The following is a 24,307-nucleotide window of genomic DNA, read 5'->3' on the forward strand; positions in this document are numbered from 1 at the left end:
GGCAGCTTCCTATGGTGAGCCAGCGCATTCCGATACACGTTTTCCGCGCTCTACCGTTGCTCCAGCACCTGTGCTGAGGCTGAGCGCTTGATCAGGACCCGACCGCTGCTGTTGCGGGATGGTGACTGGGTTGAGGTCGCGAAAACCTTGACCGCGGGTACGTTGTTCATCCAGATGAGCGCTGAGCCGAGAAGCAGCCAAGAACGCTTCCCGTAATCGAATCCTACGGGAACCGCGAAACCAGCGTCCAAGGGACGCAATTCTCCGACGTCGTTCACTCAAGCTCATCTCGCAACTTGAACGCTTGTATGAAGCCGCTGCATGTGCGCCGGTGGACCGGATTGCTGCTATCCAAACCACGTGCTCAGTTTCGCCCCCGTAATAACTCTACCGTCCGAAACGGCTTTCGCGCGTCAGGTCCACCCCACATGAAAGTTCCGCGAGCAGCACGGACGGAGAGGCCGGTCACAACTCCTTCGCGTGCTCTTTTACTACCGAATCAAGTGCCAAATGGAGAGGCACTGCCTTAGAGAACAGGAAGCCCTGCGCGGTTCTGCAGCCAAGCTTGTACAGAGTTTGCCGATCTGCCTCTGTTTCAACGCCCTCGGCCATGACCTCGATCCCGAGCGTCCTACCAAGGTCAATCACCGCTTTGACAAGCAGCCGATTCTCCCGGGACTTGGCTAAGCCGCGAATGAAGCCCTGATCTATTTTCACTTTCCTGATCCGACTGTCCTTGAGCGATGCCAACGTCGAAAAACCGGTGCCGAAGTCCTCGAGCGCGATAGAAATGCCAGCATGTGAAAGCTGGCCGAGCTTTTCATCCACTCTGTCCGGATCCACTGGGGCTTCTTCGGTAATCTCGATGTCGAACATCGTTGCAGGGAGGTCTTTTGCCGCCAGACCATTAAGAATCATCTCGTCAATATCGCCAGCTTCCAACTCGCGCGGTGAAACATTCATCGCCACACGAACATCACGACGGTCAGCTTTGACCAAGCCCTCGATAAGAGCGCAACAGTCGGCGAATACCGTTTGAGTTAGCAGCTGAAGCATTCCAGTTTCGCGTGCCGCTGTCATGATCTCGGGCGGAGAAATGGGACCGTGAAGCGGGTGAGACCATCTTAGCAAGGCTTCAAAACCGACGACGCTTCAGTTTCGAGTCTTACGATTGGCTGAAACCAAGCGACCAAGCTTCTCATCGTTATCGCCGAATGAAGATCGCGTTCGATTGACTGGCGGCGTTGCAGTTCCCGGGCTAGCTCGGCACCGAACAGACAAAATTCATTCCTGCCGCGGCGCTTAGCTGTGTAAAGGGCGATGTCGGCCCGCAACAACATTTCCGTCAGTCCGGGGTTTTCAGCCAAGTAGATTCCTATAGACGCTCCAATGCGGACGGATGCGATCCCAGGATAGGGGCGAGCAAGCTTGGCTATGAGATTGGACGCGAGATTGGTGGGAGAAGGAGAATTCTTTCGCGAAGAAAAAACCAGCACGAATTCATCCCCACCGATGCGGGCGAGCGTTGAGCCCTCCGGTGCTTCTTCCTCTATTCGGCGGGCGATCCTGGCAAGCAGCTCGTCACCCGTTCTGTGACCGTAGGTACCGTTGACAGATTTGAACCCGTCCAGATCAATCAGCATGGCCACAAAGGGTCCATCGGTGTTCTCAAACTGATCGATTGCATGTTCGAGGCCCCGCCTGTTGAGGAGCGCGGTAAGATGGTCCTCCCTGGAATTGCGCTCCATTTCCGCGGCAAGCCGCTCGGCTTGATGTCTCAGGCGGCTCGCGTCACGGAAGCGCGCTTGTCCAACGAACGAGGATCGAACCAGGCCGCCCTCGAAAAGCAGGACGGCAAAAGCCAGAATGTAGTTTTCCGGGGCTCCCTTCGTCAGCAAACATGCGGCGGCAATGAGGAGTGGCGGTGTGATGAAGCATATCGCTGCCGCAGCATATGAGCTGCCGTACGTGACCGCGCCAGCTGAAATGCCCGCCAGAATTATTAGATGCAGCGATGCTTGAGACGTCGTGTATCCAGCCGTTAGGATGGCAAGGAATGACCAGGTGAATCCCGCCAGAAGAGCAAGCCTGCCAAACCAGCGAAGCCGCAGCCAAACCCGTGTCAGATCATCCTGGACTCCGGGTTCCTTCAGCTGATGACGGGCGAGTGCAAGGCGGGCGGCATTTATCGCATTAACGACCGAAAACCAGGCCGCGCCAGCAAGACCGTTCCCGGAAAGGGCCTGCACGGTCAAAATCAGCCCGGACAGCACAATGCTTATCGGCATTGAGACGAAAAGGCCTGCCCTCAGATCAGCGAGCTGGTCCTGAAGGATTCTCGCCTCCAGCGGATCTTCTTTTCCAAGGCTGGACGGGTCAGCTTGCTTACTCCTGCTTGTCCGCAGCCTATGCAGCCCCCCTGAAGGACGGGTTAATTCTTCAATCGGAGATCAGCGTCGGGGAGCAGGATTACTCCGGTGCATCATGCACTCTCTCCCATCGCTCGCCCAGCACGCGCAAAAATGCGACTGCTGGTGCAGTATCACCGCTGGAGCTCCGCCGATATCCCATGCCGGACAAGGGGAACATGTTGGGCAAAGCGAAGCCCCAGATGCCTTGCAAGCCGTGCCGCCAGGTGGTCTCTGGAGTAGAGTCCAATCAATATGTTCGTTGCATGGTAGAGCGGCGCCGCCGACAGGCGCAGCCGCCTTTCGTATATATGCAGCATGTCGGGGTCGCCAACATTGCGGCCGTCGCGGCACGCAGTCATGATTCCACGGGCGAGTTGCTTCTGGCTGCTGAGACCGATGTTGAATCCGTGAGCGGTCACCGGGTGCATGCCGATGGCAGCGTCGCCGATGAGTGCGGCGCTCGGCGCCCGGAATTTGTGCGCCCAGGTCGTGACCAGCGGATAGGTGTGGCGCTTGCTTGCCAAGGTCATTTTTCCAAGGCGCCCTCGACACCGTTTCGTCAACTCCGACAGGAACAAATCATCATCGAAGGCAAGCAGTCTATAGGCCTCGTTTGAGCGCAATGTGAGCAGCAGCGACGACATGCCCTCCGCGAGGGGCAACATCGCTATCGTCTGATGGTGATCGAACCATTCGATGGCGATCTGGTGGTGGGCGCGCTCGTGCCTCACTCGGCAAATCAGCATCGAGTGGCCAAGCCGGTTGATATCGGCGCCGATGCCTAGCAGATCACGCGTGGCGGACAAACGCGAATCCGCGGCAACAACCAGCCGAGCAGTTAAACGCGCGCCATTAGAGAGCGTTACGACTGCTCCTTCTTGGCTGTTTGTTGCATCGACGACCGAGTGGCCGCACAACAGCCGGGCGCGATCCTGCAAGCGGACGATTTTGAACAGCGCCTCGCGGATCCGGCAATTTGGAACCAAAACCCCCAGCGGTTCTCCAGAGTTGCTGGGAGGATCGAAACGAAGAGCGAATGCGCTCGAGCCGTTGAGCACGCGCGCGCCTTGAAGTGCTGATTTGTCCGAAGCCGGGATGACATCCCAGGCGCCGAGCTCGCGAAGGGTTCTGATCGAAGCGTTGGTCAGCGCGATTTCGCGACCATCGAAAGCCGGATTCGCCAGACTATCGAATGTGTTCTGTTCAACAACTGCCACCTTGAGTTCGCTTTGGGCAAGCGACGCAGCGAACGAAAGGCCGACCGGGCCGGCTCCAACGACAACGATGTCAAAATTATCGTCAGAGCCCATCAGCGTGCCGCCATCCGGTCGCCTATCCTCGTGTAACGGTGGAACTGAGCCGAGTGACATGAGCTCCGTGGCCGCCGCATTGCCTAAAGGCGCTGGGCCGGGAGATTCGCATCGATCGGCAACGAAGCACTCAAAGCGCTCAGAGGTGGATGCGGCTAACCGATCCCGCCCTTTGGCCGCGCAGCCGCGCAGATCGCCGCCAGCAAGCGAGACACTCGCGACGCTGGTCAGCCACGGCCGCGCCGCATCGATCGCCACATTCCACCTGGAACCCTTGCGCATACTACTCACGCTCCACGACGTCGAAGCGGGCTCTCTTGCGAGGGTATCGAACGTAGCGCTCTCTCTCGTCATCCCAGCCAAGGTAGCGGAAACTTTTATCCACGACCGCGCATATCTCATCAAGAACCTGCTGCATGGCTTCGATGTCGATGTCCTTGCAATTCAGTCGCCGATAGAGCAAAGCCCACGCGGCGACATAGTCGTCGAAATAGCGCGCGTCACTCGAACCAATGATCAACTTCGGACGGTTGATCGATCTCGAAAACGCACGTCCCAACCCCGATGATGCTCCGCAGCACGTTGACATCACGAGGATCTTCGGCGCTGGATGCGAGCCCTGGAACATTTCTACGAAGTCAGCCCAAAGAAGGCCACTTTCGACGCACACAACCCATCAAAGGCGAAAGCTGTTGATCGGCCCCCGTGTCCGCGCAGCCACGCGGATGGTCAGCCAGCAAGCGAGATACACACGACGCCGGTCAGCTAATGGCTGCGCCGTAAGCACAAGGCATGGCCGACCACACGACAGAAAACCCAGAACCGTGAAGGTGCTGATAATGACGACCAATCTTTCCGTAAGTCATGCATTTCTCCGTCGAAGACTGGTCAATAGAACACACCGATGAGTATGACCCTGATCTGGATCAGCCAGACATGACCAATCGGCACTGGCGGTTCACGGTCAGGTGATCGACCGTGACGTTCCACTTTGGAACCCGTGCGCACATGGCCAAGCTCTCGTCCGGCCACGCGAGGTACTCTCGTGGCATCAGCCGCCTCATACTGGGTGCAATGGGAGGCAGTCCTTCGCACGACAGAGGCTTTTCACAAATGTAGTGTGCAGCTTAGGTCAAGATGGTCATGGAGCATGGAGCATGGAGCATGGACAGCTTGTTCCCGACCGAGCCGGCTCGACTGACGAGCGCGATCCGCGCATCTTATGCACAGCGGATTGAAATCAGCGTTCCGGTTTGTCGTCCCGATCAATTAGTATCCGCTCGGCGGCTCCGTCGAGATCTTCGTATTGACCGCTTCGCAATGCCCAGACGAAGCCGGACACACCCAGTGCACCCAGAAAAAGGGCCACTGGTATGAGATAGAGCAACGTCGTCACGAGGATTATGCCGAATAGCTGACTGCGGAGCGTCCGACTTTTTGAATAACTTGCAGCGTCGCATTCGCCCCGAAGCCGTGCAAGCGCAATGCGTTTCCAATAACAAGCACCGATGAGGCAGACATGGCAATCGCCGCTAACAAAGGCGTGGCGTGCCCGAGGATGGCGATTGGTACTGCCACCGCATTGTAGACGATCGCAATCGCGATGTTCTGGCGGATCAGGTGTCCCGCCTTGCGCGAGACGTCCAGCGCGAGAGGCACTGCCAGAAGGCTTTCGCGCAGGAATACGAAGTCGGCGGCATTGCGGCCAATGTCGGCGGCGGTAGCTGGAGCGATCGAGACATGCGCCGCGCTGAGCGCCGGCGTGTCGTTGAGGCCGTCGCCAACCATCAGAACCTTGTGTCCGTCTTTCGCCAGGGTCTCGATGCGCTCGACCTTGCCGGATGGCAGCAGGCACGGAACGAAGTCCTTGACACCCAGCATTTCTGCGACTTCACCGCAGGCACCCGCAGTATCGCCCGACAGCATTTCCACTGACACCCCGGCATGGCTCAATTGCCCGATCGCCGCCTTGGCGTCTGCGCGCAGCGCGTCCTCAAAATCGAAGGTCGCGACAATGAACCCGTCTTTTGTCAGCACGGTTCCGCCATGTTTGCCTTCACCACCGGTCCGGGCTCTCCATCCAGCCCATCCGCGTCGGCCTAGCCGCCAGGTGCTTCCGGCTCCAGTGGCTTCGATTCCAAACCCTGGATGCTCGGTGACGGCATCAAATTTGTACTGCCCGCCGGGATGGGCAAAACCGGCTATGGCCTTTGAAAAAGGATGGCGGGAATGCGTAGCCATGTCTCCCGCGACTGCCAGCATGGCCGGATCGATCGACGATGCATTGACCAGCCGGGGCTGGCCGAGCGTGAGCGTTCCGGTCTTGTCGAACACCGCTGTATCAATCGTCGCCAGGCGCTCCATGGCAGAACCGTCCTTTACCATGATGCCGTTCTCAAACAGGCGCCGCGCGGCGACCACCTGAACGATCGGTACGGCGAGGCCGAGCGCGCACGGGCAGGTGATGATCAGAACGGCAATGGCGATGGTTATCGCCCGGTGCCAGTCGCCGGTCACCGCCATCCAGCCAAGGAACGTCGCGAAGGCTGTGAGATGAACCACCGGGGCATAGAGCGCTGAAACGCGATCGGCGATCCGGCGATAATGCGCGCGGCCGCCCTCTGCGGCTTCCATAAGACGAACCATTTCCGCCAGAAACGAATCCTTCGCGGCGGCTGTCGCCTCAATCGTCAGCGGGCCGGTAAGATTGAGCACGCCGGCCTGAACTGCTTCGCCCGGCGCCACGTTTTTCGGCGTGCTTTCGCCTGAGGCCAGCGAGCAGTCGAGATCCGACGTTCCCTGGATGATCTTGCCGTCGACGGGGATCCTCTCACCGGCTGCGATCAACAACCGCATGCCTGGTTCGATCTCGCCGACCGGCAAATAGTCGCGCGCGCCGTCGCTGCGCAGCACCATGGCGCCATGTGCGGCCAACTGGGACAGGCCTTTCACAGCGGTCCGGGCACGTTCGCGCATCACGTGATCCAACGTGCGGCCGATCAACAGGAAGAACAGCAGCGATACCGACGCGTCAAAATAGGCGTGATCGCCATGGTTGATCGTCTCGTAGAGGCTCATGGCGTAGGCGAGCGAAACACCGACCGCGATCGGCACGTCCATATTCATGCGGCCATGGCGCAAAGCATTCCAGGCCGAACGGAAGAAGATGCCGCCGGCGAAGGCGAGGGCAGGAATGGCGATCAGCGCCGAGACCCAGTGAAACAGGTCGCGGGTAGCACCTTCGGCGCCGGACCAGACCGAGACCGAAAGCAGCATGATGTTGCCCGCCGCAAAGCCGGCAACCGCGACCGCGCGGATCAAATCCGATAACGTCCTGTCCTTGTCGCCGACCTCGGAAGGGAAGAGATGCGCCTGGTAGCCTAGCCGCCCAAGCGCGACGACGAACGGTGGGACCTCGTCACCACGCCACCGGACAGAGACCCGTTTCGTCGACAGGTTGACGCGGGCGCTCTCGACGCGATCGAGCTTTCCCAGCGCCGTCTCGATCGTCTGGATGCAGCCTGCGCAATGAACCGTCGGTACTGAAAGATCGGTCTGGTGAAGATCATCGCCAAGCGATCGGCTCGCCAGCCTGATCTCCTGGCTGGACGGCAGGACCGATCCGGTGTTGACCAGATCAAGCGCCATTTCGGCGCCCGGTGCACAACAACTCATTGCAGCGCTCCATTGGAAATCATGATCCGGCGGACGTCGCGATACGGTTTGTCCAGACCGGCGTCGGCGTCGACTTCGACAATCCAGACGCCGTCCTTCGGCATGTGCTGGGCTGCGAATTCCTGGCCCGAGGCGGGTGCGAGGGTGACCGACTTGTCCTCCTTCTCGTACGCGGGATGGCGAAACAGCACCTTGACGCCGTGCAAGGGAACCGGCTTGCCGGCGACGTCGGCGAGGCCATAGCGAACTTCGCCCCATGCGATGGTCAGCTTGCCGGTCCAGCCAAGTGCTGCCTGCGCCCGTCCTTCCTCGGCCTTCTTGTTGAATTGCTGGCTCGCCACATAGGTGTTTTCGACGACGAGGCCAGTCCAGCTTGTGCTGGCGAGCGTTGCCATGGTCAGATTGACTGCGATGACCACGCCGAAAAAGGCCAGGATGATGACCAGCATGTGCCTGCCGGTGAATTCACGAGGCTTTTGTACATTGGCAGTCATCTGAGGGGCTCCGGCGCGTTGAAGGTGGCGGTGTACTCGTTCGACTCAAAGCTGGCTCTGTCCTCGACGCGGAACTTGAAGGTCTGTGCCGGAGCGCGGATCTGGTCCGCCGGCTGGCGAACGAAGACCCTCAGCATTTTCAGGCGGTCGGGTTCGACCGGAATGGCGAAGGAACGGCCTGCGGGGATGTCGTCGCCGACGACGACCATGTCAGCGCCTTCAAGGCCCTGCATGGTTACGACGATCGTCCTCGGCTCGGGGATCATGTTGAGCAGCTTGACGGTATAGCCATTGCGGATGGATCCGTCGGTCAGCGTGACGAACTGGGGATTGCGATCATGCAATACGTTCAGTTCGAGCCGATCGCGCGTCAGCAGCGAATAGAGCAGGCCGAGGCCGATCAGCGACCACAAGCCCATGTAGACGTAGGTGCGCGGCCGAAAGATCTTGCGGATGTGAAAATGCGCCACCTTGTCGGAGAACAGGCCATCAGCGGTCCTGATCAGCGATGGATTGACTGAGCTGGACCCGCCTGCAGTCGCCAGCATCATGTTGGCGTTGTAGTCGGAGAGCGTCGCATAGGCGATCAGCCCACGCTCCTTGCCGAGCTTGTCCATGACGCCGTCACAGGCGTCGATGCAGAGCGCGCAAGTGATGCATTCGAGCTGCTGGCCGTCGCGAATGTCTATCCCCATCGGGCAGACCGCGACACAGGCATTGCAGTCGACGCAGTCGCCCACGGGCTGGCCTGCGGCCAGCACCTTCTTGGCGTGGCGCGAACGCGGTTCGCCGCGCCAGTCATTGTAGGTGACAGTGAGGGAATTTTCATCGAGCATGGCCGCCTGGATGCGGGGCCACGGGCACATATAGGTGCAGACCTGTTCGCGCATCAGACCGCCGAACGTGTAGGTGGTAGCCGTCAGGACGGCGACAGTGATGTAGGCGACGGGCGCCGCAGTGCCGGTGAAGAGCTCGCCGAGCAGCGTCGGTGCATCGGCAAAGTAGAAGATCCAGGCGCCGCCAGTCGCCGCCCCTATGACCAGCCAGATGGTGTGCTTGGACACACGCAGCATGAGCTTGCGCGCGGTCCAGGGACCTGCGTCAAGTTTCATGCGGGCGTTGCGGTCCCCCTCGATCGCACGTTCGACGACGAGGAACAGATCGACCCACACCGTCTGAGGGCATGCATAGCCGCACCAGGCACGGCCGACAGTCGAGGTGATCAGGAAAAGACCGACGCCCGCCATGACCAGGAGGCCGGCCACATAGAAGAATTCCTGGGGCCATATCTCGATGAAGAAGAAGTAGAAGCGCCGGTTCGCGAGATCGAGCAGGACTGCCTGGTCCGGGGCAAATGGACCGCGAGCCCAAGGCAGCCACGCAGCCAGGTAGTAGATGCCAAGTGTGATCGTCATCACCAGCCATTTGAAGCGACGAAAGTTGCCCGAGGCGCGCTTCGGAAAGATCTTTTGACGCGCGGCATAAAGCGGCTTGCGGGTTTTGGCGGAATTGACAGTTTCTGTTTCGAGCCGTGTCAACTGCGTCTTATCACGCATGTGCAACTCCACTTTCCCAGCCAATGTCAGGGGCACCTGTCGTAAAGCCTCGCGGTAGGATAGCCTTGCCGGGTTGTGCAGATCGCATTAGGGATGGTGTCGAGGCCCGGCTCACGCCGGGCCTCGTCCGCTTGGCAGGGGGGACCGAAGAATAGGACTTCCATTCCTATTCTCCGCCGCCAAGCGAATGGACATAAACTGCAAGTTCCTTGACCTTGATCTCGCCGAGACGGCCAACCCAGGCCGGCATGACGCCCTGTTTTGGCGCACGGACCTGTGCGGCGATGGCTGTCTCACCGGATCCATAGAGCCAGATCGCATCGGTCAGGTCGGGGGCGCCGAATTCCCTGTTGCCTTTTGCATTGTCGCCGTGACAGGCGACGCAGTTCTCGGCAAAGACCTTGGCGCCGGGTTGGATCAGACTTGCATCGCGGACCTTGCCGGAAAGGCTGGCCACGTAGGCGCTGACTTGTGCGATCTGGTCGGCGGTAATGATGTCGCCGAAGGCCGGCATTTCCGACAGGCGCGTGTCCGGATCGGATGCGAAGCGGATGCCGTGCGTAATCGTCTGCTGGATCTGCTCGGCCTTGCCGCCCCATAGCCAGTCGTCGTCGTTGAGATTGGGAAAGCCCTTGGAACCTTGGGCGCCGGAGCCGTGACATTGTACGCAATTGACCTTGAAAGCGGCGCCACCGGCGGCGATTGCGAATTCGCGCAGGCCGTCGTCCGCGGAGATCTCCGAGACGCTCTTGGACTCCACCGCCGAGATATATTTGCCCTTGGCGGCCTCAGCCGCAGTCAGCTCGTTCCTGACCTCGTTGCGGCTGGAATAGCCGAGCACACCCTTCGTCGCCGAGTGCAACAGAGGCCATGCTGGATAGGCGATGGTGTAGCCTATCGCCCAGACAATGGTGACGTAAAAGGTGATAACCCACCATCTGGGAAGCGGGTTGTTCAGCTCCCGGATGCCATCCCATTCGTGGCCGGTGGTCGAGACGCCAGAGATTTCATCGATATGCTCGTCGCTCATGATCACTCGTCCTCGAGCGGAATGCGGGCCGCTTCGTCGGCCAGCCTTCGGCTGCCGGGGCGTAGGGCAAAGGCGATGCACCCCACGAAGAACAGCGCCATCGCAACCAGGCCCCAGCTGTCGGCAAACGCCCGCATCAAATTGTAGGTCATCAGCGTTCTCCTCAGCGGTAGCCGGCGGCTTCGTCGTAATTTTTGAAGTCGACCAGTGTGCCAAGCATCTGCAGGTAGGCGAGCAGGGCATCCATTTCGGTGACCTGTTGCGGGTTGCCGTCGAAGTCGCCGATCTTGGCTTTTGGGTAACGCGCCTCAAGGCCTGATGTGTCGGCATTGGGATCGGCCTGCGCCGCCAGATCCGCATTGGCGTGGACGATCATGTCATCGGTGTAAGGGACGGCTACAAGCCTGTTGGCGACCAGATGCGTTGAGAAATCCTTCACGTCGATCGGCGTGTCTTTCAGGAACCCATAGCTCGGCATGATCGATTCCGGCACCACCGAGCGCGGGTCGGTAAGATGCGCGACATGCCATGCATTCGAGTAGCGGTCGCCAACTCTGGCGAGATCCGGCCCGGTGCGCTTCGATCCCCACTGGAAGGGGTGATCGTACATGGACTCGGCAGCTAGGCTGTAGTGGCCATAGCGCTCAACTTCGTCGCGGAACGGCCTGATCATCTGGCTATGACAGAGGTAGCAGCCCTCGCGCATATAGATGTTGCGCCCGACAAGTTCGAGCGGCGAATAGGGGCGCATGCCTTCCACCTTCTCGATCGTATTGTCGAGATAGAAGAGAGGCGCGATCTCGACGATGCCGCCGACCGTCACCACGAGCAGCGAGCCAACGAGAAGAAGCGTGGCGTTCTTCTCGATGATTGCGTGTTTGTCCATCAAGCCCATTACCTGGCTCCTGATCGCGCAGGTCGGATGGCGACGGGGCTCGGCATCGGCTCCTCCTCGCGCTGGTGGCCGAGGATGGTCCTGGTGATGTTCCAGGCCATGATCAGCGCGCCGGAGAGGTACATGGCCCCACCGATGGCGCGCATGACATAGTAGGGGTGCATGGCGGCGACGGTCTCGGCGAAGGAGTAGACCAGGAAGCCCTGCTCGTCGTATTCGCGCCACATCAGGCCCTGCATGACGCCGGATACCCACATCACCGCGGCGTAGACAACGATACCAAGTGTCGCCAGCCAGAAATGCCAGGTGACCAGCCGCAACGAGTAGAGCCGTTGCCGGTTCCAGAGCTTCGGCACCATGTAGTAGATTGCGCCGAACGAGATCATGCCAACCCAGCCGAGCGCGCCCGAATGGACGTGGCCGATCGTCCAGTCGGTATAATGCGACAGCGAATTGACCGCCCGGATCGCCATGATGGGGCCTTCGAAGGTCGACATGCCATAGAAGGCGACGGCCATCACCATCATGCGTATGATCGGATCGGTGCGCAGCTTGTCCCAGGCGCCGGACAGCGTCATCAGGCCGTTGATCATGCCGCCCCAGGACGGCATCCACAGCATGATCGAGAACACCATGCCGAGCGTCTGCGCCCAATCGGGCAAGGCGGTGTAGTGCAGGTGATGCGGCCCGGCCCAGATGTAGAGAAAGATGATCGCCCAGAAATGGACGATCGACAGCCGGTACGAATAGACTGGCCGGTTCGCCTGCTTGGGCACGAAATAATACATCATGCCGAGGAAGCCGGCGGTGAGAAAGAAGCCGACCGCGTTGTGGCCGTACCACCATTGCGTCAAGGCGTCCTGGACCCCTGAAAAGGCGGAGTAGCTCTTGGAGCCCAGGAACGAGACTGGTATGGACAGGTTGTTGACCACATGCAGCATCGCGATGGTGACGATGAACGACAGGTAGAACCAGTTGGCCACGTAGATATGCGGTTCCTTGCGCTTCAGGATCGTGCCAAGGAACAGAATGAGGTAGGCGACCCAGACGATGGTCAGCCAGACATCCACATACCATTCGGGTTCGGCGTACTCGCGGCCCTCGGTGATGCCGAGCAGGTAGCCGGTCGCGGCCATGACGATGAACAGCTGGTAGCCCCAGAAGACGAACCAGGCCAGATCACGGCCGAAGAGGCGGGCGCGGCAGGTGCGCTGCACGACATACAGAGACGTGCAAAGCAGCGCGTTGCCGCCGAAGGCGAAGACGACACCGGATGTGTGCAACGGCCGCAAACGACCGAAATTGAACCAGGGCTGGATGTTGAGATCGGGGTAGGCGAGCTGCAGCGCGATCACCACGCCGACCAGCATGCCGACGACACCCCAGAACACGGTGGCGATCGCGCCGTAGCGGATCGGACCATCCATGTAAGCGGATGGGTCAATCGGAGCTGCTGGCTTGAACTCCGTGTTGCGCAACAGGATCGCAGTGAAACCAGCCACTGCGAAGAACAACACCCACATGTGTCGGCGGAAAGGTTCATCCACGCCGAAGCCGGCGGCCACCAGGGCCGCAAAAGCGAACACGCTTAGAAGGACGATCTCTGTGCCGAATTTCATTGCAGATCCCGATCTCGAATCTGGTGGATGCCAAATCCGCAGCGCACTAATCGCGCAGCCGCCGCCCCCTCGCCCTGATCTATGTCAGGCCGCAAGATTTTGTGTCGGCGGCGCAATCAGCAGGTGGCGAATGAACGAGGAACGCAGCGCGGGCTCACCCCCCTCATGGAAGGCGTTCCCTGGGTTGGGCGGGCGCAGACGCGATCGCTGAGGCGAAAGCTGAGGCCCTGCGCGCGTTGGATGCTATTGCCGATGCCCTGCCAAACGTTGTTCGGATCCCATTGGAAACGAACGCGATCGTTCCGCCGAGCCGTGGCAGATTAAGGACCATGCTTCGCCGGTATGTGCCGAAACACACCTGGCGATTGGTCACGTTCCTATCAAAGCCCGAAAGCTGTTTGTCTCGACCGTGACGCCGCTTCGTCGAAGGCGCGGCAACATCGCATTAAAAGGCAAACACGGCCCGCCCCGGAGTCATGCGACATGGCCTCGCCGCTTAGGGCCGCTCGCGTCCGCCGCCACAGCGCTTCTCCAGACGGCTTATGCTGTCCACCGTCACATGGCGTGCGTTCTCAATCCGAATCACCCCGTCAGCCCGCAATCGCGTCAGTTGGCGGCTCACGGTCTCGTTGGTGATTCCAAGGAAATCAGACATTTCGACACGCGTCAGCGGCAGATCGAAGGACGCCGACCCGGAAGCCGCATCGAGACTGGAATCGATATTCCGGGCCATCATGAGGAGAAAAGTCGCTACCTTTTCCGGAGCTGTCTTGCGCCCCAGCGTCACCATCCACTCGCGCGCCTCATCGAGTTCATTCAGCGTCTGTTTGAGCAGGCGATGCTCGAATTCCCGTGACGCCTTCATCATCCGTTCGACGGCCGCTCGCGGAAACGAACACAGCGTGACTGCTGTTGCCGCTTCCGCATTGATCGAGCTTTCCACCTTGAAAGGACGTCCCAGAAAATCCGGTGCAAACTGGAGACCGACGATCTGCTGGCGCCCATCCGACAGGCTCTTTGATAGCTTTACAACGCCTGAAAGCACGTTGGAGTAGCTGTCGACGTTCTGTGCCTCGCCGGTCAACTCCATTCCTGACTCGATCCGGCGACGCGAGCAAGTCTTGGCGAGCCCAACCAAATTGTCTGGATCGAGCGCACCGCAGACACCGCGACGCCGTGCCTCGCAAGGGAAGCAAAGAACAGGAATGCCGGAACTATGAATGTCTTGCCGAAAGGTCATGCGTTCGCCTTACCCGATCCTAACTGCCGGCAGGATACCCATCCAGGGTAGAGAAATCCTGCGGCGGTTTGTCCATGAGCGCGGCTGATCGAGATCAGGGTCTGCTTCAGCGATGCGTGCAGTGTTCCGGCGGGCAACACGGTGAACGCGAGATGCAATCGGAAATAGCTGTCAAACTCAGCGAGAACGTCCCACGCTACACCAGCTATCCGACGGCGCCGCATTTCCATTCGGGGATCGATGCTGCCATTTACCGTGGCTGGTTGGAGACGCTGGAAAGCGGCGACGAAATCTCGCTGTACCTGCACATTCCTTACTGCGACAAGCTCTGCTGGTTCTGCGCCTGCCACACCAAGCAGACGCACCAATATGAGCCGGTGGCCGCTTATCTGCGCTCGCTGAATGCCGAAATCGTCACGATTGCCGGTCTGCTGAGCGGCAAGGCACATGTCCGTGCAATCCACTTCGGTGGCGGTTCGCCAACTATTCTGAGGCCCGATGATATGGTTGCTCTTGGAGCGGCCTTGCGGGACAGCTTCGACTTTCTCCCGGATGCTACGGTCAGCATCGAAATCGAAACCAACGACATGGACAAGGCGCGCCTTGATGCACTTGCTCAAATCGGCGTAACCCGGGCGAGCCTCGGCGTGCAGGATTTCGATCCGCAAGTGCAAAAAGCAATTAATCGTGAGCAGAGTTTTTTGCAGACCAAGGCAGTCGTCGACGGGGTTCGTTCGCGGGGCGTCGAATCGGTCAATCTGGACCTGCTCTACGGGCTCCCGAATCAGACACGCGAGACGATCTGTTCCACGGTGGCGCAGGCACTGACCTTGGAGCCAGACCGGATGGCCCTGTTCGGCTACGCACATGTGCCCTGGTTCAAGAAGCATCAGACGATGATCGACGAGGCATGGCTGCCGAGTCCCACTGAGCGTTTCGCCCAATCTCAACTCGCGGCGCGGGCAATTGTCGCCAAGGGATATGAGGCAATAGGACTCGATCATTTCGCGAAGCCCGACGATGCGCTGGCCATAGCGGCCCGCGCAGGGGTTTTGCATCGCAATTTTCAGGGCTACACTGAGGATCGCTGCCCGACACTGATCGGACTTGGCCCTTCGTCCATCGGTCGTTTTCGCCAAGGCTACGTGCAAAACATGGCTTCGACTGCCGGGTACGGGCGCATGGTTGCGGATGGCGGGTTGGCTGCCGTCCGCGGCGTTGCCCTTTCCGACGACGATCGCGTCCGTGGCTGGATCATCGAGCGGCTGATGTGTGATTTTGCCTTCTCGGCAGTCGATCTGGTGGAGCGGTTCGGCAAAGCCGGCGAGCAGCTCCTTCATCGCTCGAGGTCCATCGCACTCCACGATCCTGCCCGAGCGCTTGAATTCGATGGTGACAGTTTCCTCGTACGGACTGAAAGTCGCCCCTTCATTCGAACCATCGCGGCCAAGTTCGATACATATTTCAAAGGGGGAACGGCGAGGCACTCGGTGGCGGTCTGAGCAAAGCACAGTGCGCTCGCCGTTTGGTCGATCGGCGAACCAGCTGCGTTCGTTTTGACCGCTCATAGGCGACTACCGCATCAAATCGAAAATGCAAACTTAGGCTGTTGCGCGGTATCTCCTTCCACATCCTCTCTTGCGCATACCTACATTCCAAGGGGTTTGATCCTATGCTTCGCGAGGAGCAGGTAGGTCGCGACAGCTAGGCAATGTTCCAGCTGCCCTAGCGGAGGAGTCACGATTTTCCGGCAAGCTCCGTCGGCAGACGTTCTTTTCTGGCCCTGGCAAAGGCTCGGTCGCCTTCCAGAAACGCCGCCAGCATGAAAGGGATGAGTTCTGCCACGGTTTCAGACTGACCATAGGTCTGACGGTAAAGTGCAGCATACTCCTTGAGTGTTTGGCTCAGCTCCGCGCTGACGGTAATGGTGATCTTCGAAGCTGTTCGGTCCGGAAGTTTTCCAAGTTTCAGGTCAGCCATGATAACTCCTGCTCAACTGGCGTATGGCCGCAGCACGATGTCCTTGTGCACGATGACGCGCAGTGGCCAACCTGGGCGGACGACGATGGTGGGCTGGATATTGAGGTTTTTTTCGGTGATGCGCTGGCCGGCTCGACTGGCGTTCTGCTGGGCTGATTCCCGGATCGCCTTGACCAGATCGCTCTCGTTTTCGCCGAGGCTGAATTCTGTGCCGACACCGAGCAATGTGGCAAGCGCCACTCCCTTGATCATCTGCCAAGTGTGGAAATCGACTTTGTCTTCCAGCCCTGCGTAGCCGGCGGTGTCGCTCGCGGGCAGATTGTCGATTTCGGCCGACGAGCCGTCGGGCAGCAGAATGCGCTGCCAGACCAGCAGCGCTCGCTTTTGCCCGAACGCGACGACGCTGTCGTAGACGCCGATAAGACGTGAGCCCTGCGGAATCAGCAATATGTTGCCCGTGACCGTGTCGTGCACATTTTCGGTGACTTGCGCGACGACAAGGCCCGGCAAATCGGAATTGATGCCGGTGATCAGGCTGGCGGCAATCACGCTGCCAGCCATCAGTTGATATGGCGAGATCGGCGTCTGAAGCGCATGCGGATTGTAGATCCCGCCAGTGCTCCGCTGGCTGAGAAAATCAAGCTTTCGCTGCTGATTGTTCTGGTCGCCTTCCGCCGCCGCCACCGAGGCTGACGCGCGTCCTGCTTCGGATTGGGGAAGCGCCTCAAATGGATGCTGAGCAGTTTGCACGCTCTCTCCGACATCTGTCTGTTGAGCTCGATTTTCGACGCGGAAAAGCACCCGCGATTCACGCGCTTCGATCGCCTGCTGCGCTAGACGCTGCTCCTCGGCCGAGATGTCTTGGCCCGGCACGATGCCGAGCTGGCGCTGCCGCTCGAGGATGGGGCGGCCGAGGTCGCCCGGCAAAGGTAGCCCAAGGACGGGAGGCTTTGGCTTCATGCCGGAATAGTCATGGGGAAGCGTATCGAGTCCCTCGGCGGTTGGTTTGCGCTCAGTGTTGTAGAGATCTTCCGCCTGATCCCTGATGCGAAGGGCCGGCCCCTGGAGGGCGATCATGGTAACGCCGAAGACAGCGCCGGATCCGAGCGCTGCGATAGCGATGATCACACCGCGCCTGAACCGCACCACGCGGCGGGGAGAGGCCCGAAGCTGCAGTTCCTCGGGATCCAGTTTCGGCGGGATGCCAGAGCGGGAATTTTCGATCATGAGCCCTCACCTCGCCGGCTGCCGCGAAAGAGCGAGATCCGCCGTTGCGGTTGCCTGCCGTCAATCCTGCTGATGCGGATCACCTGCTGCCGCTTGGTGCCGAGGCGAAGTTCGGCCGCGGCGAAGAGCCGATCGACGATGTAATAGTTGCCGCGCACGCGATAGTTGACGAGCTCGCTGCTCCCATCTGCGCCGACGATGAAGAGTGGTGGCGCCTCGCCCTGATCTATGCGACGAGGGAACTCAATATAGACCTTGCTGCCGTCGTCGAAGGCTCGCGTCGGTCTCCAGGGCGGTGTGTCGCCACTGATTGAGTAGCGAAAGCGAAGGTTTTCGAGCGCGATGTTCGACGCGACCGGTGTAACTGCCTCGGCTTGAGCATTGCGCTGGCGAAGCGCGATGATCTGGTCTTGGCTGTAGGTCCAGGAGATTGCCGCCATTGCGGTCTTCTCGGTGCTTTGAAGCTGCAAATGATAGGTCCGCCGGTCCGTCGTAATGACGACATTGGTGGCAAGACCCGGCGCGAAGGGTTTTACCAGAACATGGGTGCGCTGATTGTCACCGGTGCCGCTTGCGGTATCGCCAATGACCCAGCGCACGGTGTCGCCAGCCGACACGGCGGTTAGTTTCTCGCCCGGCTGCAGAGCGATGTCGGTCACGCGCTCCGGCGCGGCATAGAGTTGATAAAGCGCGCCATCGGTGAAGGGGTAGACTTGCACTGCATTAACATACCCGTACTTGGTGGGTTGCTGGGTCGCGGCTTTGTTGGCATCAGCGACGCGTTCTTCAGGAGGGCGCTTGTCCTCGGCCTTGCCGGGCTCGGGCTGCATTTGGCCAGGCAGCGGCAGTGGTTTTGGCACCTCGACAATTCTAATCGGCCTCTCCGGCGCTTTTTCGATCGCGGCCGGTTTGAAGTCGGCAGCGTCATAGGAAATCTCAGGCGGCGGCACCTTCTTCGATGCACAAGCGGAAACGACCGCTGCCGACACCGATAGGATCAGCACGGCACGAATCGGTGACATTTTACCTTTCATTGGTGGACTCCGTCGGAGAAAGGGGGGCTGGGACGGCGCTGTCGAGCTCGCGTGACCAGTCAATGGCATTGATGAAGACGCCGAGCGGATTCTTGCGCAGCTGATCCGTATTGCTTGGCGAGCGGATCACGATCGTGAGGATCGCAGTCCAGCGCATCGTGCTGGCAAGGCTTCCGCGCTCAAACACCTGCTCGGTCCATTTGACCTGGAATGAACTTTCGGAGGCTCTGACCACGCTGGTGACCTGTACCGAAACACTGCGCGTTCCGATCTGACCGAAGGGGTCGTTCGCCTTGGCGTATTCGTTGAGGAAGAGCGCTGCGCGATCGCTAGCAAAGTCGTACGCTGCCAACCAGTTCTGCCGAACCAAAACCGGATCGGTGGAAACGGAACGGACATTCTGGATGAAGCGGCCGAGATGCCAGGCGATCTGAGCATCCGAGGGCTCATAATTCCGGACCGCCGGCGCGACGGCGCGCGTCTCGCCGAAGCCATCGACCTCGACGACATAAGGCACGACACGGCTTTGCATCGACTGCCATACGAGTCCGCCGGAAAGCCCGGTCGCCAAGGCCAGGCAGCCAAGGGCCATGATCCGCCAGTTCCTGGCCTGCAGTCGAGATGAGCCGATGCGCTCGTCCCACAGTTGGGCGGCTTTTTGATACGGCGTGACCGGTTCGGGTGTTTTGCCGTAACGGTGCACGGGTCGCTTGAAGAGCATCTAGTCATCCTTGTCGTTGAGAGAGGGGTTGGCGCTGCCTCCCGGCCGGTCTCCGTCTCGGACAGCTTGCATGGCAGCGTGGCGATTTGCCCGGGCGGTCTGTTCAGAACGTAGGCGCCTTGCCCACGTCGGCGCCGAAACAGTGGCCGAACCGGCAGAGCGTTCGGTCATTGACGCTGTCGGCGCGCCGCCGGTCGCGGTCCACGCGGCATCGCGCCCGGCATCGGCGTTGCGCCCAACACTTGCAGTGGCGGATCGCGCTATGCGTATAGCGGCGCCGCCAGCTGCACTGGTTACACCATGCATTCCAGCAGCCACACCGGAGAGGCCAGCGTCGGGCGAGGTTGCGCGCCCGATCTGCCATGACGTGGAAGCAGCCGATCCCATTGTTGTGCCGGCTCGGATGGCGGCGAGACCGCCGCTGGTTGCCATACGCGCGCCAGCAAATGCTGTGCCTCCAGCAACGAGTGATACACCCGCTGCCGCCGCGGTCGTGCCGAGGGCGGCGCCCGCCCCAAGCTGCGGTGCGCCTGAGACAAGACCCGACGCGATCCCCGGCCCAAAAATGCCAAGGCCAAGCAGTGCCAGTGCGCCCAGTACCTGGGACATGGCACCGGCAAGATCCGGCTCCTTGCCTTGCAATGCGGAAGCGAACTCCCCGAAGAGCGTGGAGCCGATACCGACAATGACGGCGAGCACCATCACCTTGATGCCTGACGAGATAACATGGCCGAGCACGCGTTCGGCCAGGAACGCTGAACGGTTCCAAAGTGCGAATGGAACCAAAACAAAACCTGCCAGCGTGGTGAGCTTGAACTCTAGGATGGTGATGAAAAGCTGGATGGAAAGGATGAAGAAGGCGATGATAACCAGGAACCAGGCCATCAGCAGCACGAAGATGGTCAGTGCGTTGCCGAAGATTTCCGGGAAGCCCAGGAGCTGACTGGCTTGGTCAAGCATTGGCCAAGCACCTTCGAAACCGGTCGCGGCAATGCGGCCCGGGCGCAAGAGATTGTCTGCCGACAGATTGCCGGCCGACGCCTTAATCCCGAGACCGGCAAAAGAACGATAAACGATATCGGCGAGGTTCTTGAAATTGTTCAGAATGAAGGCGAAGACGCCAACATAGAGCACCTTGCGGACAAGCCGGCCGAGAACGCTGGTTTCGTCGCCGAGCGCCCACGCCAGGCCGGCAAGTGTGATGTCAATGCCGATCAGAATGGTAGTGAGGAAGGCGAGGTCGCCCGATAGCAGACCGAACCCGCTGTCGATGTAGCGGATGAAGGTCTCCATGAAGCGATCGATGACGCCAAGGTCGTTCATGCCGCTGCCTTTCTCGTCGTGATGAACTCGTGATTAATTGCCGGGATAAGCCGAGCCGGTACCCAAGAACCGCTTCGTCATCTCGCGGGCGGCTTCGTCTGACTGGGCCTTGCGGGCGGCATCCTCGGCCTCAGCTCGAAACTGCGTTGCGAGCAGCGTCTGGATCTGCATCTGCTGTTTTGTCGAAAGCGCCATCAGCTGGTTGGTGGCCTGGCTTGCCTGAAGCGCACCGGCCGCCCCTTGGCTGCGGTTGACGAGATCGGCGAGCAGATCGCCGTCGGCGCGGACGTTCTCGACGATTTGCGACTGGACACCCATGGTCTGGCGGAACGCCTGCATGGCGGTTTGCCAACGCTCCCGCGCAGCACTCGCCACATCGCTGACTTTGATCGTGGCGTCGTAGCTTTCCGGATATTGGCTGCGCCACTGGTCTTGAAGCTTGCCCAGATCAAAGCTGAGGCCACTCGCCTGGTCCATCAAGCCGTCGATGCGATGGAGCGAACCGGTGAGTTGGCCAACGGAAGAGAAATCCAGACGCTGAAGATTGCGCGCCATGTTCTGCAGCATGGTCGCCTGATTCTGCAGCGACTGGATTTGGTTGTTGATCTGCTCCAATGCGCGCGCGGCCGTCAGCACGTTCTGCGCATAATTGGACGGATCGAACACGATAAGGGCGTACGCGGGCTGCACATAGTCGGCCATAGGCTTGGCGATCAGGGAAACGGTGATCAGGCCGGAGAGAAGGCGTCGCCGCATCATGAGAATTGCTCCTTGTCTGGTTGAGGGAATTGCTTGAGAAGTTCGCCGGCCCAATCGAGGCCGCGCGCGATCAGGAACTGCGAGGCAAAGCTGCCTTGCCCGTCTTCGGACATGATCCTGTCGATCAGAGTCTGCGTGGCCGGATCGGAAGCACCGCAAAGCGCAAGAGCGATGGGGCCAAGCTCGAGCTCGAACAGACGGTTGCCGCGGCGCGATTGCAGATAATACTGACGCTTCGGCGTGGCGCGGGCGATCAATTCGATCTGCCGCTCGCTTAAACCGAAGCGCTCGTAGGCTGTGCGCGCCTGGGGTTCCACGGCACGATCATTGGGAAGGAAAATGCGCTGCGGGCAGCTTTCGATGATTGCCGGCGCTATGCCAGAGCCCGCGATATCAGCCAGCGACTGCGTAGCGAAGACAACCGACACGTTCTTCTTTCGCAGCACCTTCAGCCATTCGCGGATGCGGGCGGCGAACAGCGGATTGTCGAGATAGACCCACGCCTCGTCGAGCATGATCAGCGTGGGCCGTCCGTCGAACCGTTCCTCAAGTCGCTGGAACAGATAGGTAAGCACCGGCAGCAAAGCGCCTTGGCTGTGCATTAACTCCTCGGTCTCGAAACACTGCACATCCGACAAGGCCAGCCCATCATGATCGGCATCGAGCAGGCGGCCGAAGGGACCGTCGAGCGTGTAGGGCATCAATGCGGTCTTCAGCGCATTGGATTGAAGCAGGACCGAAAGACCGGTCAGTGTGCGTTCCTGCGCCGGCGCGGTGGCAAGGCTGGCCAGCGCTGACCAAATAGCCTCCTTCACCTCCGGCGTGACGGTGACGTTCTCGTGGGCAACAAGGCTGGCGATCCATTCGGCCGCCCAGCTTCGGCTAGCCTGGTCGTTGATGCTGCGCAGTGGCTGAAAGGCAAGGGAACCGTCCGCTCCTAGCGCGTGGTGTTCTCCACCCATGGCAAGTGTTGCAGCACGGGCCGAATTGCCTTTGTCGAAGACATAAACCTGGGCGCCGGCATAGCGCCTGAACTGCAGAGCAATCAGAGCAAGCAGAACCGACTTGCCGGCGCCGGTCGGACCAACAACCAGCATGTGGCCGACATCTTCGACGTGGGTGGAAAGCCGAAACGGTGTCGACCCACTGGTCTCGGCAACGAAAAGCGGTGGCGCTTCGGTTTGGGTGACTTTCGCGAGATGCTCGTTTGTCGCAGGACCGGCCCAAACCGACGACAGCGGCATGAGATGGGCAAGGTTCAATGTATGAACGAGCGGTTGGCGAACGTTAGCGTAGACATGGCCAGGCAATGAGCCGAGCCAAGCCTCGACCGCATTGACGCCTTCTCGGATCGTGGTGAAGCCGAGCCCATTGATGATGCGCTCGACCGCGCGAAGCTTCTCTGCAGCGGCTTGGCGATCCTCGCCCCACACCGTCACGGTGGTGGTGAGATAGCCGAAACTCACATGATCACCGCCCAATGCCTGAAGGGCTTCGTCGGCATCGAGCGCCTTGTTGTCGGCATCGTTATCGACAAGCGGGACCGGCTCGTTGGTAATGACCTCGCGTAGGATTGCCACGATCGATTTGCGCTTGGCAAACCACTGCCGGCGCAATCGCGTCAGCGTCTTCGTGGCTTCCGTTTTCTCGAGCGGAATGAAGCGCGTCATCCAGCGATAGGCGAAATCCTGATGATTGAGGGTATCGAGGATTCCGGGCCGGGTGAGGTTCGGAAAGCCGAGGATGGTCAGTGTGCGAAGATGCTGCTCACCCAGCATCGGCTCCAGGCCACCGGTAAGCGGCGCATCGACCAGGATTGCATCCAGATATATCGGCGTTTCCGGGGCCATGATAGGATGGCGACGAGGCGAAATCGTGCCGTGGAGGTAGGTCAACGTCTGAGCATCATCGAGGACGCGTACTTCGGACATGAAACCCGAGAAGAGATCGAGCACGCGGTTGGTCTCGTCACGGAACCTCGCCAGATCCTGGCGCCAGTCTCTTTCTCCTCGGGAATAATGAGAGTCGACGAGCGCGCTTTCTGCGCGCGCCTGGGCGTCCGGCGGTGGCATAAACACCAAGGTCAGATGATAGCGGCTCTCGTAGTGCGCTACCTTCCCCTCGAAAGCAGCGCGGCGTTCTTCGTCGACCAGCCACGACGCGGCGTCAGGAAAATGCGAGTTCGGATAGCCCAGCGCTTCTGTGCGCTCGGCCTCAAAGAACAATGCCCAGCCAGAGCCAAGGCGTCTGAGAGCATTGTTCGCCCGGGCGCAAATGCCGACGAGTTCAGCCTCCGTCGCACTTTCGAGATCCGGGCCGCGGAACCGCAACGTCCGCTGAAAGCTGCCGTCCTTGTTGAGCACGATGCCGGGCGCCACCAAGGCAGCCCAGGGTAGATGGTCGGCAAGCCGGTCGGCTTTGCTTCGATATTCCGAAAGGTTCAGCATGCAAGCCACCCCTTCAGACGTAGGTGGCGCACAAGCACGCTGGCGAAGTCCGGATCGCGTCTTGCGGCAAACACCGCTAACGAGTGGCCTGCGATCCAAAGCACCAGACCAGCAATCCATTGCTGCAAGCCGAAGCCAATGGCCGCGGCCACTGTACCGTTGAGGATCGCCACCGCGCGCGGAGCCCCGCCGAGCAGGATCGGCTCGGTCAGCGCCCGGTGGACCGGTACTGCGAAGCCCTCGATATGCTGCTCCCCGGCGGCCATCAGACGAGCGCCCCACCACCGAAGGAGAAGAAGGAGAGGAAGAAGCTCGATGCCGCGAAGGCGATTGACAGACCGAAGACGATCTGAATCAGGCGCCGAAAACCACCGGCGGTGTCGCCGAAGGCAAGCGTCAGGCCGGTGGTGATAATGATGATCACCGCAACGATCTTGGCGACCGGTCCCTGCACGGACTCCAGGATCTGCTGCAGCGGCTGCTCCCACGGCATGCCGGAGCCGGCGGCATAAACCGGGGCCGTGTTAAGAAACGCGAGCGCTGTGGACGAAAGAAAGCGAAGCTTCTTGCGCATGAGGAAGGCCTT

Annotated in this window: 23 protein-coding genes; 1 reads left to right on the forward strand and 22 read right to left on the reverse strand. The window is 60.2% G+C overall.

Annotated elements, in window-relative coordinates; all coding sequences use genetic code 11:
- Positions 1-465: 465 nt before the first annotated feature.
- From EN851_RS37090 to EN851_RS16030, 13 genes are all read right to left on the reverse strand, one after another.
- On the reverse strand, positions 466-1,131 hold the full coding sequence (locus EN851_RS37090) for an EAL domain-containing protein (protein WP_245454739.1): 666 nt from the start codon (positions 1,129-1,131) through the stop codon (positions 466-468).
- A complete protein-coding gene (locus EN851_RS37095) occupies positions 1,125-2,288 on the reverse strand; it encodes a GGDEF domain-containing protein (protein WP_245455339.1) in 1,164 nt (387 codons plus the stop codon). The genes EN851_RS37090 and EN851_RS37095 overlap by 7 nt, the downstream gene beginning before the upstream one ends.
- A 254-nt stretch (positions 2,289-2,542) precedes the next feature.
- Positions 2,543-3,724: a 5-demethoxyubiquinol-8 5-hydroxylase UbiM gene (gene ubiM, locus EN851_RS15980; RefSeq protein WP_185928959.1), complete on the reverse strand. Its 1,182-nt coding sequence runs from the start codon at positions 3,722-3,724 to the stop codon at positions 2,543-2,545.
- Between the two features lie 280 nt (positions 3,725-4,004).
- A complete protein-coding gene (locus tag EN851_RS15985; RefSeq protein ID WP_126063931.1) occupies positions 4,005-4,280 on the reverse strand; it encodes a hypothetical protein in 276 nt (91 codons plus the stop codon).
- A 681-nt stretch (positions 4,281-4,961) separates the two neighbouring features.
- Entirely contained in the window at positions 4,962-5,117 is a 156-nt protein-coding gene (gene ccoS, locus EN851_RS15990; protein WP_081714250.1) for a cbb3-type cytochrome oxidase assembly protein CcoS, read from the reverse strand.
- Between the two features lie 5 nt (positions 5,118-5,122).
- On the reverse strand, positions 5,123-7,396 hold the full coding sequence (locus EN851_RS15995) for a cation-translocating P-type ATPase (RefSeq protein WP_126059322.1): 2,274 nt from the start codon (positions 7,394-7,396) through the stop codon (positions 5,123-5,125).
- The gene (locus EN851_RS16000) at positions 7,393-7,890 is read right to left on the reverse strand and encodes a FixH family protein (RefSeq protein WP_126057792.1); all 498 of its coding nucleotides are present in this window, start codon (positions 7,888-7,890) and stop codon (positions 7,393-7,395) included. Before EN851_RS16000 ends, EN851_RS15995 begins: the two co-directional genes overlap by 4 nt.
- Entirely contained in the window at positions 7,887-9,446 is a 1,560-nt protein-coding gene (ccoG, locus tag EN851_RS16005; RefSeq protein WP_126057791.1) for a cytochrome c oxidase accessory protein CcoG, read from the reverse strand. The genes EN851_RS16000 and ccoG overlap by 4 nt, the downstream gene beginning before the upstream one ends.
- A gap of 166 nt (positions 9,447-9,612) precedes the next feature.
- Complete coding sequence (gene ccoP, locus EN851_RS16010) at positions 9,613-10,476, reverse strand: cytochrome-c oxidase, cbb3-type subunit III (RefSeq protein ID WP_126057790.1); 864 nt, start codon at positions 10,474-10,476, stop codon at positions 9,613-9,615.
- 2 nt (positions 10,477-10,478) lie between these two features.
- The gene (locus EN851_RS16015) at positions 10,479-10,628 is read right to left on the reverse strand and encodes a cbb3-type cytochrome c oxidase subunit 3 (protein WP_024502864.1); all 150 of its coding nucleotides are present in this window, start codon (positions 10,626-10,628) and stop codon (positions 10,479-10,481) included.
- Positions 10,629-10,639: 11 nt separating this feature from the next.
- Positions 10,640-11,371 carry a cytochrome-c oxidase, cbb3-type subunit II gene (gene ccoO / locus EN851_RS16020; protein WP_126057789.1) on the reverse strand — a complete coding sequence of 244 codons (732 nt, stop codon included), beginning with the start codon at positions 11,369-11,371 and terminating at the stop codon, positions 10,640-10,642.
- Positions 11,371-12,990: a cytochrome-c oxidase, cbb3-type subunit I gene (gene ccoN / locus EN851_RS16025; protein WP_126057788.1), complete on the reverse strand. Its 1,620-nt coding sequence runs from the start codon at positions 12,988-12,990 to the stop codon at positions 11,371-11,373. Before ccoN ends, ccoO begins: the two co-directional genes overlap by 1 nt.
- 496 nt (positions 12,991-13,486) lie before the next feature.
- Entirely contained in the window at positions 13,487-14,230 is a 744-nt protein-coding gene (locus EN851_RS16030; protein WP_126057787.1) for a Crp/Fnr family transcriptional regulator, read from the reverse strand.
- A gap of 152 nt (positions 14,231-14,382) precedes the next feature.
- Between EN851_RS16030 and hemN the strand changes: the two genes are divergently transcribed.
- Positions 14,383-15,732 (forward strand): oxygen-independent coproporphyrinogen III oxidase, encoded by a 1,350-nt coding sequence (hemN, locus tag EN851_RS16035; RefSeq protein ID WP_126059321.1) that lies wholly within the window; start codon positions 14,383-14,385, stop codon positions 15,730-15,732.
- Positions 15,733-15,967: 235 nt separating this feature from the next.
- Here hemN and EN851_RS16040 read toward each other — a convergent pair whose 3' ends face one another.
- The 9 genes from EN851_RS16040 to EN851_RS16080 are packed head-to-tail and all read right to left on the reverse strand — an operon-like array spanning position 15,968 to position 24,295.
- Complete coding sequence (locus EN851_RS16040; protein ID WP_126057786.1) at positions 15,968-16,210, reverse strand: DUF2274 domain-containing protein; 243 nt, start codon at positions 16,208-16,210, stop codon at positions 15,968-15,970.
- Between the two features lie 12 nt (positions 16,211-16,222).
- Positions 16,223-17,437 (reverse strand): TrbI/VirB10 family protein, encoded by a 1,215-nt coding sequence (locus EN851_RS16045; protein WP_126057785.1) that lies wholly within the window; start codon positions 17,435-17,437, stop codon positions 16,223-16,225.
- Positions 17,434-18,459 (reverse strand): P-type conjugative transfer protein TrbG, encoded by a 1,026-nt coding sequence (gene trbG, locus EN851_RS16050; RefSeq protein ID WP_127232321.1) that lies wholly within the window; start codon positions 18,457-18,459, stop codon positions 17,434-17,436. Before trbG ends, EN851_RS16045 begins: the two co-directional genes overlap by 4 nt.
- Before the next feature lies 1 nt (position 18,460).
- Positions 18,461-19,192: a conjugal transfer protein TrbF gene (gene trbF / locus EN851_RS16055; protein ID WP_126063930.1), complete on the reverse strand. Its 732-nt coding sequence runs from the start codon at positions 19,190-19,192 to the stop codon at positions 18,461-18,463.
- Positions 19,193-20,515, reverse strand: a complete 1,323-nt coding sequence (trbL, locus tag EN851_RS16060) for a P-type conjugative transfer protein TrbL (protein WP_126057783.1) — start codon at positions 20,513-20,515, stop codon at positions 19,193-19,195.
- 33 nt (positions 20,516-20,548) lie between these two features.
- On the reverse strand, positions 20,549-21,274 hold the full coding sequence (gene trbJ / locus EN851_RS16065) for a P-type conjugative transfer protein TrbJ (RefSeq protein ID WP_024502854.1): 726 nt from the start codon (positions 21,272-21,274) through the stop codon (positions 20,549-20,551).
- On the reverse strand, positions 21,271-23,721 hold the full coding sequence (gene trbE / locus EN851_RS16070) for a conjugal transfer protein TrbE (RefSeq protein WP_126057782.1): 2,451 nt from the start codon (positions 23,719-23,721) through the stop codon (positions 21,271-21,273). Before trbE ends, trbJ begins: the two co-directional genes overlap by 4 nt.
- Complete coding sequence (locus EN851_RS16075; RefSeq protein WP_024502852.1) at positions 23,715-23,987, reverse strand: VirB3 family type IV secretion system protein; 273 nt, start codon at positions 23,985-23,987, stop codon at positions 23,715-23,717. The genes trbE and EN851_RS16075 overlap by 7 nt, the downstream gene beginning before the upstream one ends.
- Entirely contained in the window at positions 23,987-24,295 is a 309-nt protein-coding gene (locus EN851_RS16080; protein ID WP_126057781.1) for a TrbC/VirB2 family protein, read from the reverse strand. The genes EN851_RS16075 and EN851_RS16080 overlap by 1 nt, the downstream gene beginning before the upstream one ends.
- Positions 24,296-24,307 lie beyond the last annotated feature (12 nt).

The sequence above is a fragment of the Mesorhizobium sp. M8A.F.Ca.ET.208.01.1.1 genome, assembly GCF_004791315.1.
In the GTDB taxonomy this organism is placed as follows: Bacteria; Pseudomonadota; Alphaproteobacteria; order Rhizobiales; family Rhizobiaceae; genus Mesorhizobium.

Bases quoted from the DNA above. Each gene is read 5' to 3' on its own strand.
- trbG (WP_127232321.1), bottom strand. From the start codon at position 18,459: ATGTCACCGATTCGTGCCGTGCTGATCCTATCGGTGTCGGCAGCGGTC.
- EN851_RS16040 (WP_126057786.1), bottom strand. From the start codon at position 16,210: ATGGCTGACCTGAAACTTGGAAAACTTCCGGACCGAACAGCTTCGAAG.
- EN851_RS15995 (WP_126059322.1), bottom strand. From the start codon at position 7,396: ATGAGTTGTTGTGCACCGGGCGCCGAAATGGCGCTTGATCTGGTCAAC.
- EN851_RS16075 (WP_024502852.1), bottom strand. From the start codon at position 23,987: ATGGCCGCCGGGGAGCAGCATATCGAGGGCTTCGCAGTACCGGTCCAC.
- EN851_RS16015 (WP_024502864.1), bottom strand. From the start codon at position 10,628: ATGACCTACAATTTGATGCGGGCGTTTGCCGACAGCTGGGGCCTGGTT.
- EN851_RS16030 (WP_126057787.1), bottom strand. From the start codon at position 14,230: ATGACCTTTCGGCAAGACATTCATAGTTCCGGCATTCCTGTTCTTTGC.
- ccoG (WP_126057791.1), bottom strand. From the start codon at position 9,446: ATGCGTGATAAGACGCAGTTGACACGGCTCGAAACAGAAACTGTCAAT.
- trbJ (WP_024502854.1), bottom strand. From the start codon at position 21,274: ATGATGCGGCGACGCCTTCTCTCCGGCCTGATCACCGTTTCCCTGATC.
- EN851_RS37095 (WP_245455339.1), bottom strand. From the start codon at position 2,288: ATGCCGATAAGCATTGTGCTGTCCGGGCTGATTTTGACCGTGCAGGCC.
- trbL (WP_126057783.1), bottom strand. From the start codon at position 20,515: ATGAACGACCTTGGCGTCATCGATCGCTTCATGGAGACCTTCATCCGC.
- hemN (WP_126059321.1), top strand. From the start codon at position 14,383: ATGCAATCGGAAATAGCTGTCAAACTCAGCGAGAACGTCCCACGCTAC.
- EN851_RS16080 (WP_126057781.1), bottom strand. From the start codon at position 24,295: ATGCGCAAGAAGCTTCGCTTTCTTTCGTCCACAGCGCTCGCGTTTCTT.
- ccoN (WP_126057788.1), bottom strand. From the start codon at position 12,990: ATGAAATTCGGCACAGAGATCGTCCTTCTAAGCGTGTTCGCTTTTGCG.
- EN851_RS16000 (WP_126057792.1), bottom strand. From the start codon at position 7,890: ATGACTGCCAATGTACAAAAGCCTCGTGAATTCACCGGCAGGCACATG.
- EN851_RS16045 (WP_126057785.1), bottom strand. From the start codon at position 17,437: ATGATCGAAAATTCCCGCTCTGGCATCCCGCCGAAACTGGATCCCGAG.
- ccoP (WP_126057790.1), bottom strand. From the start codon at position 10,476: ATGAGCGACGAGCATATCGATGAAATCTCTGGCGTCTCGACCACCGGC.
- trbE (WP_126057782.1), bottom strand. From the start codon at position 23,721: ATGCTGAACCTTTCGGAATATCGAAGCAAAGCCGACCGGCTTGCCGAC.
- trbF (WP_126063930.1), bottom strand. From the start codon at position 19,192: ATGCTCTTCAAGCGACCCGTGCACCGTTACGGCAAAACACCCGAACCG.
- ccoO (WP_126057789.1), bottom strand. From the start codon at position 11,371: ATGGGCTTGATGGACAAACACGCAATCATCGAGAAGAACGCCACGCTT.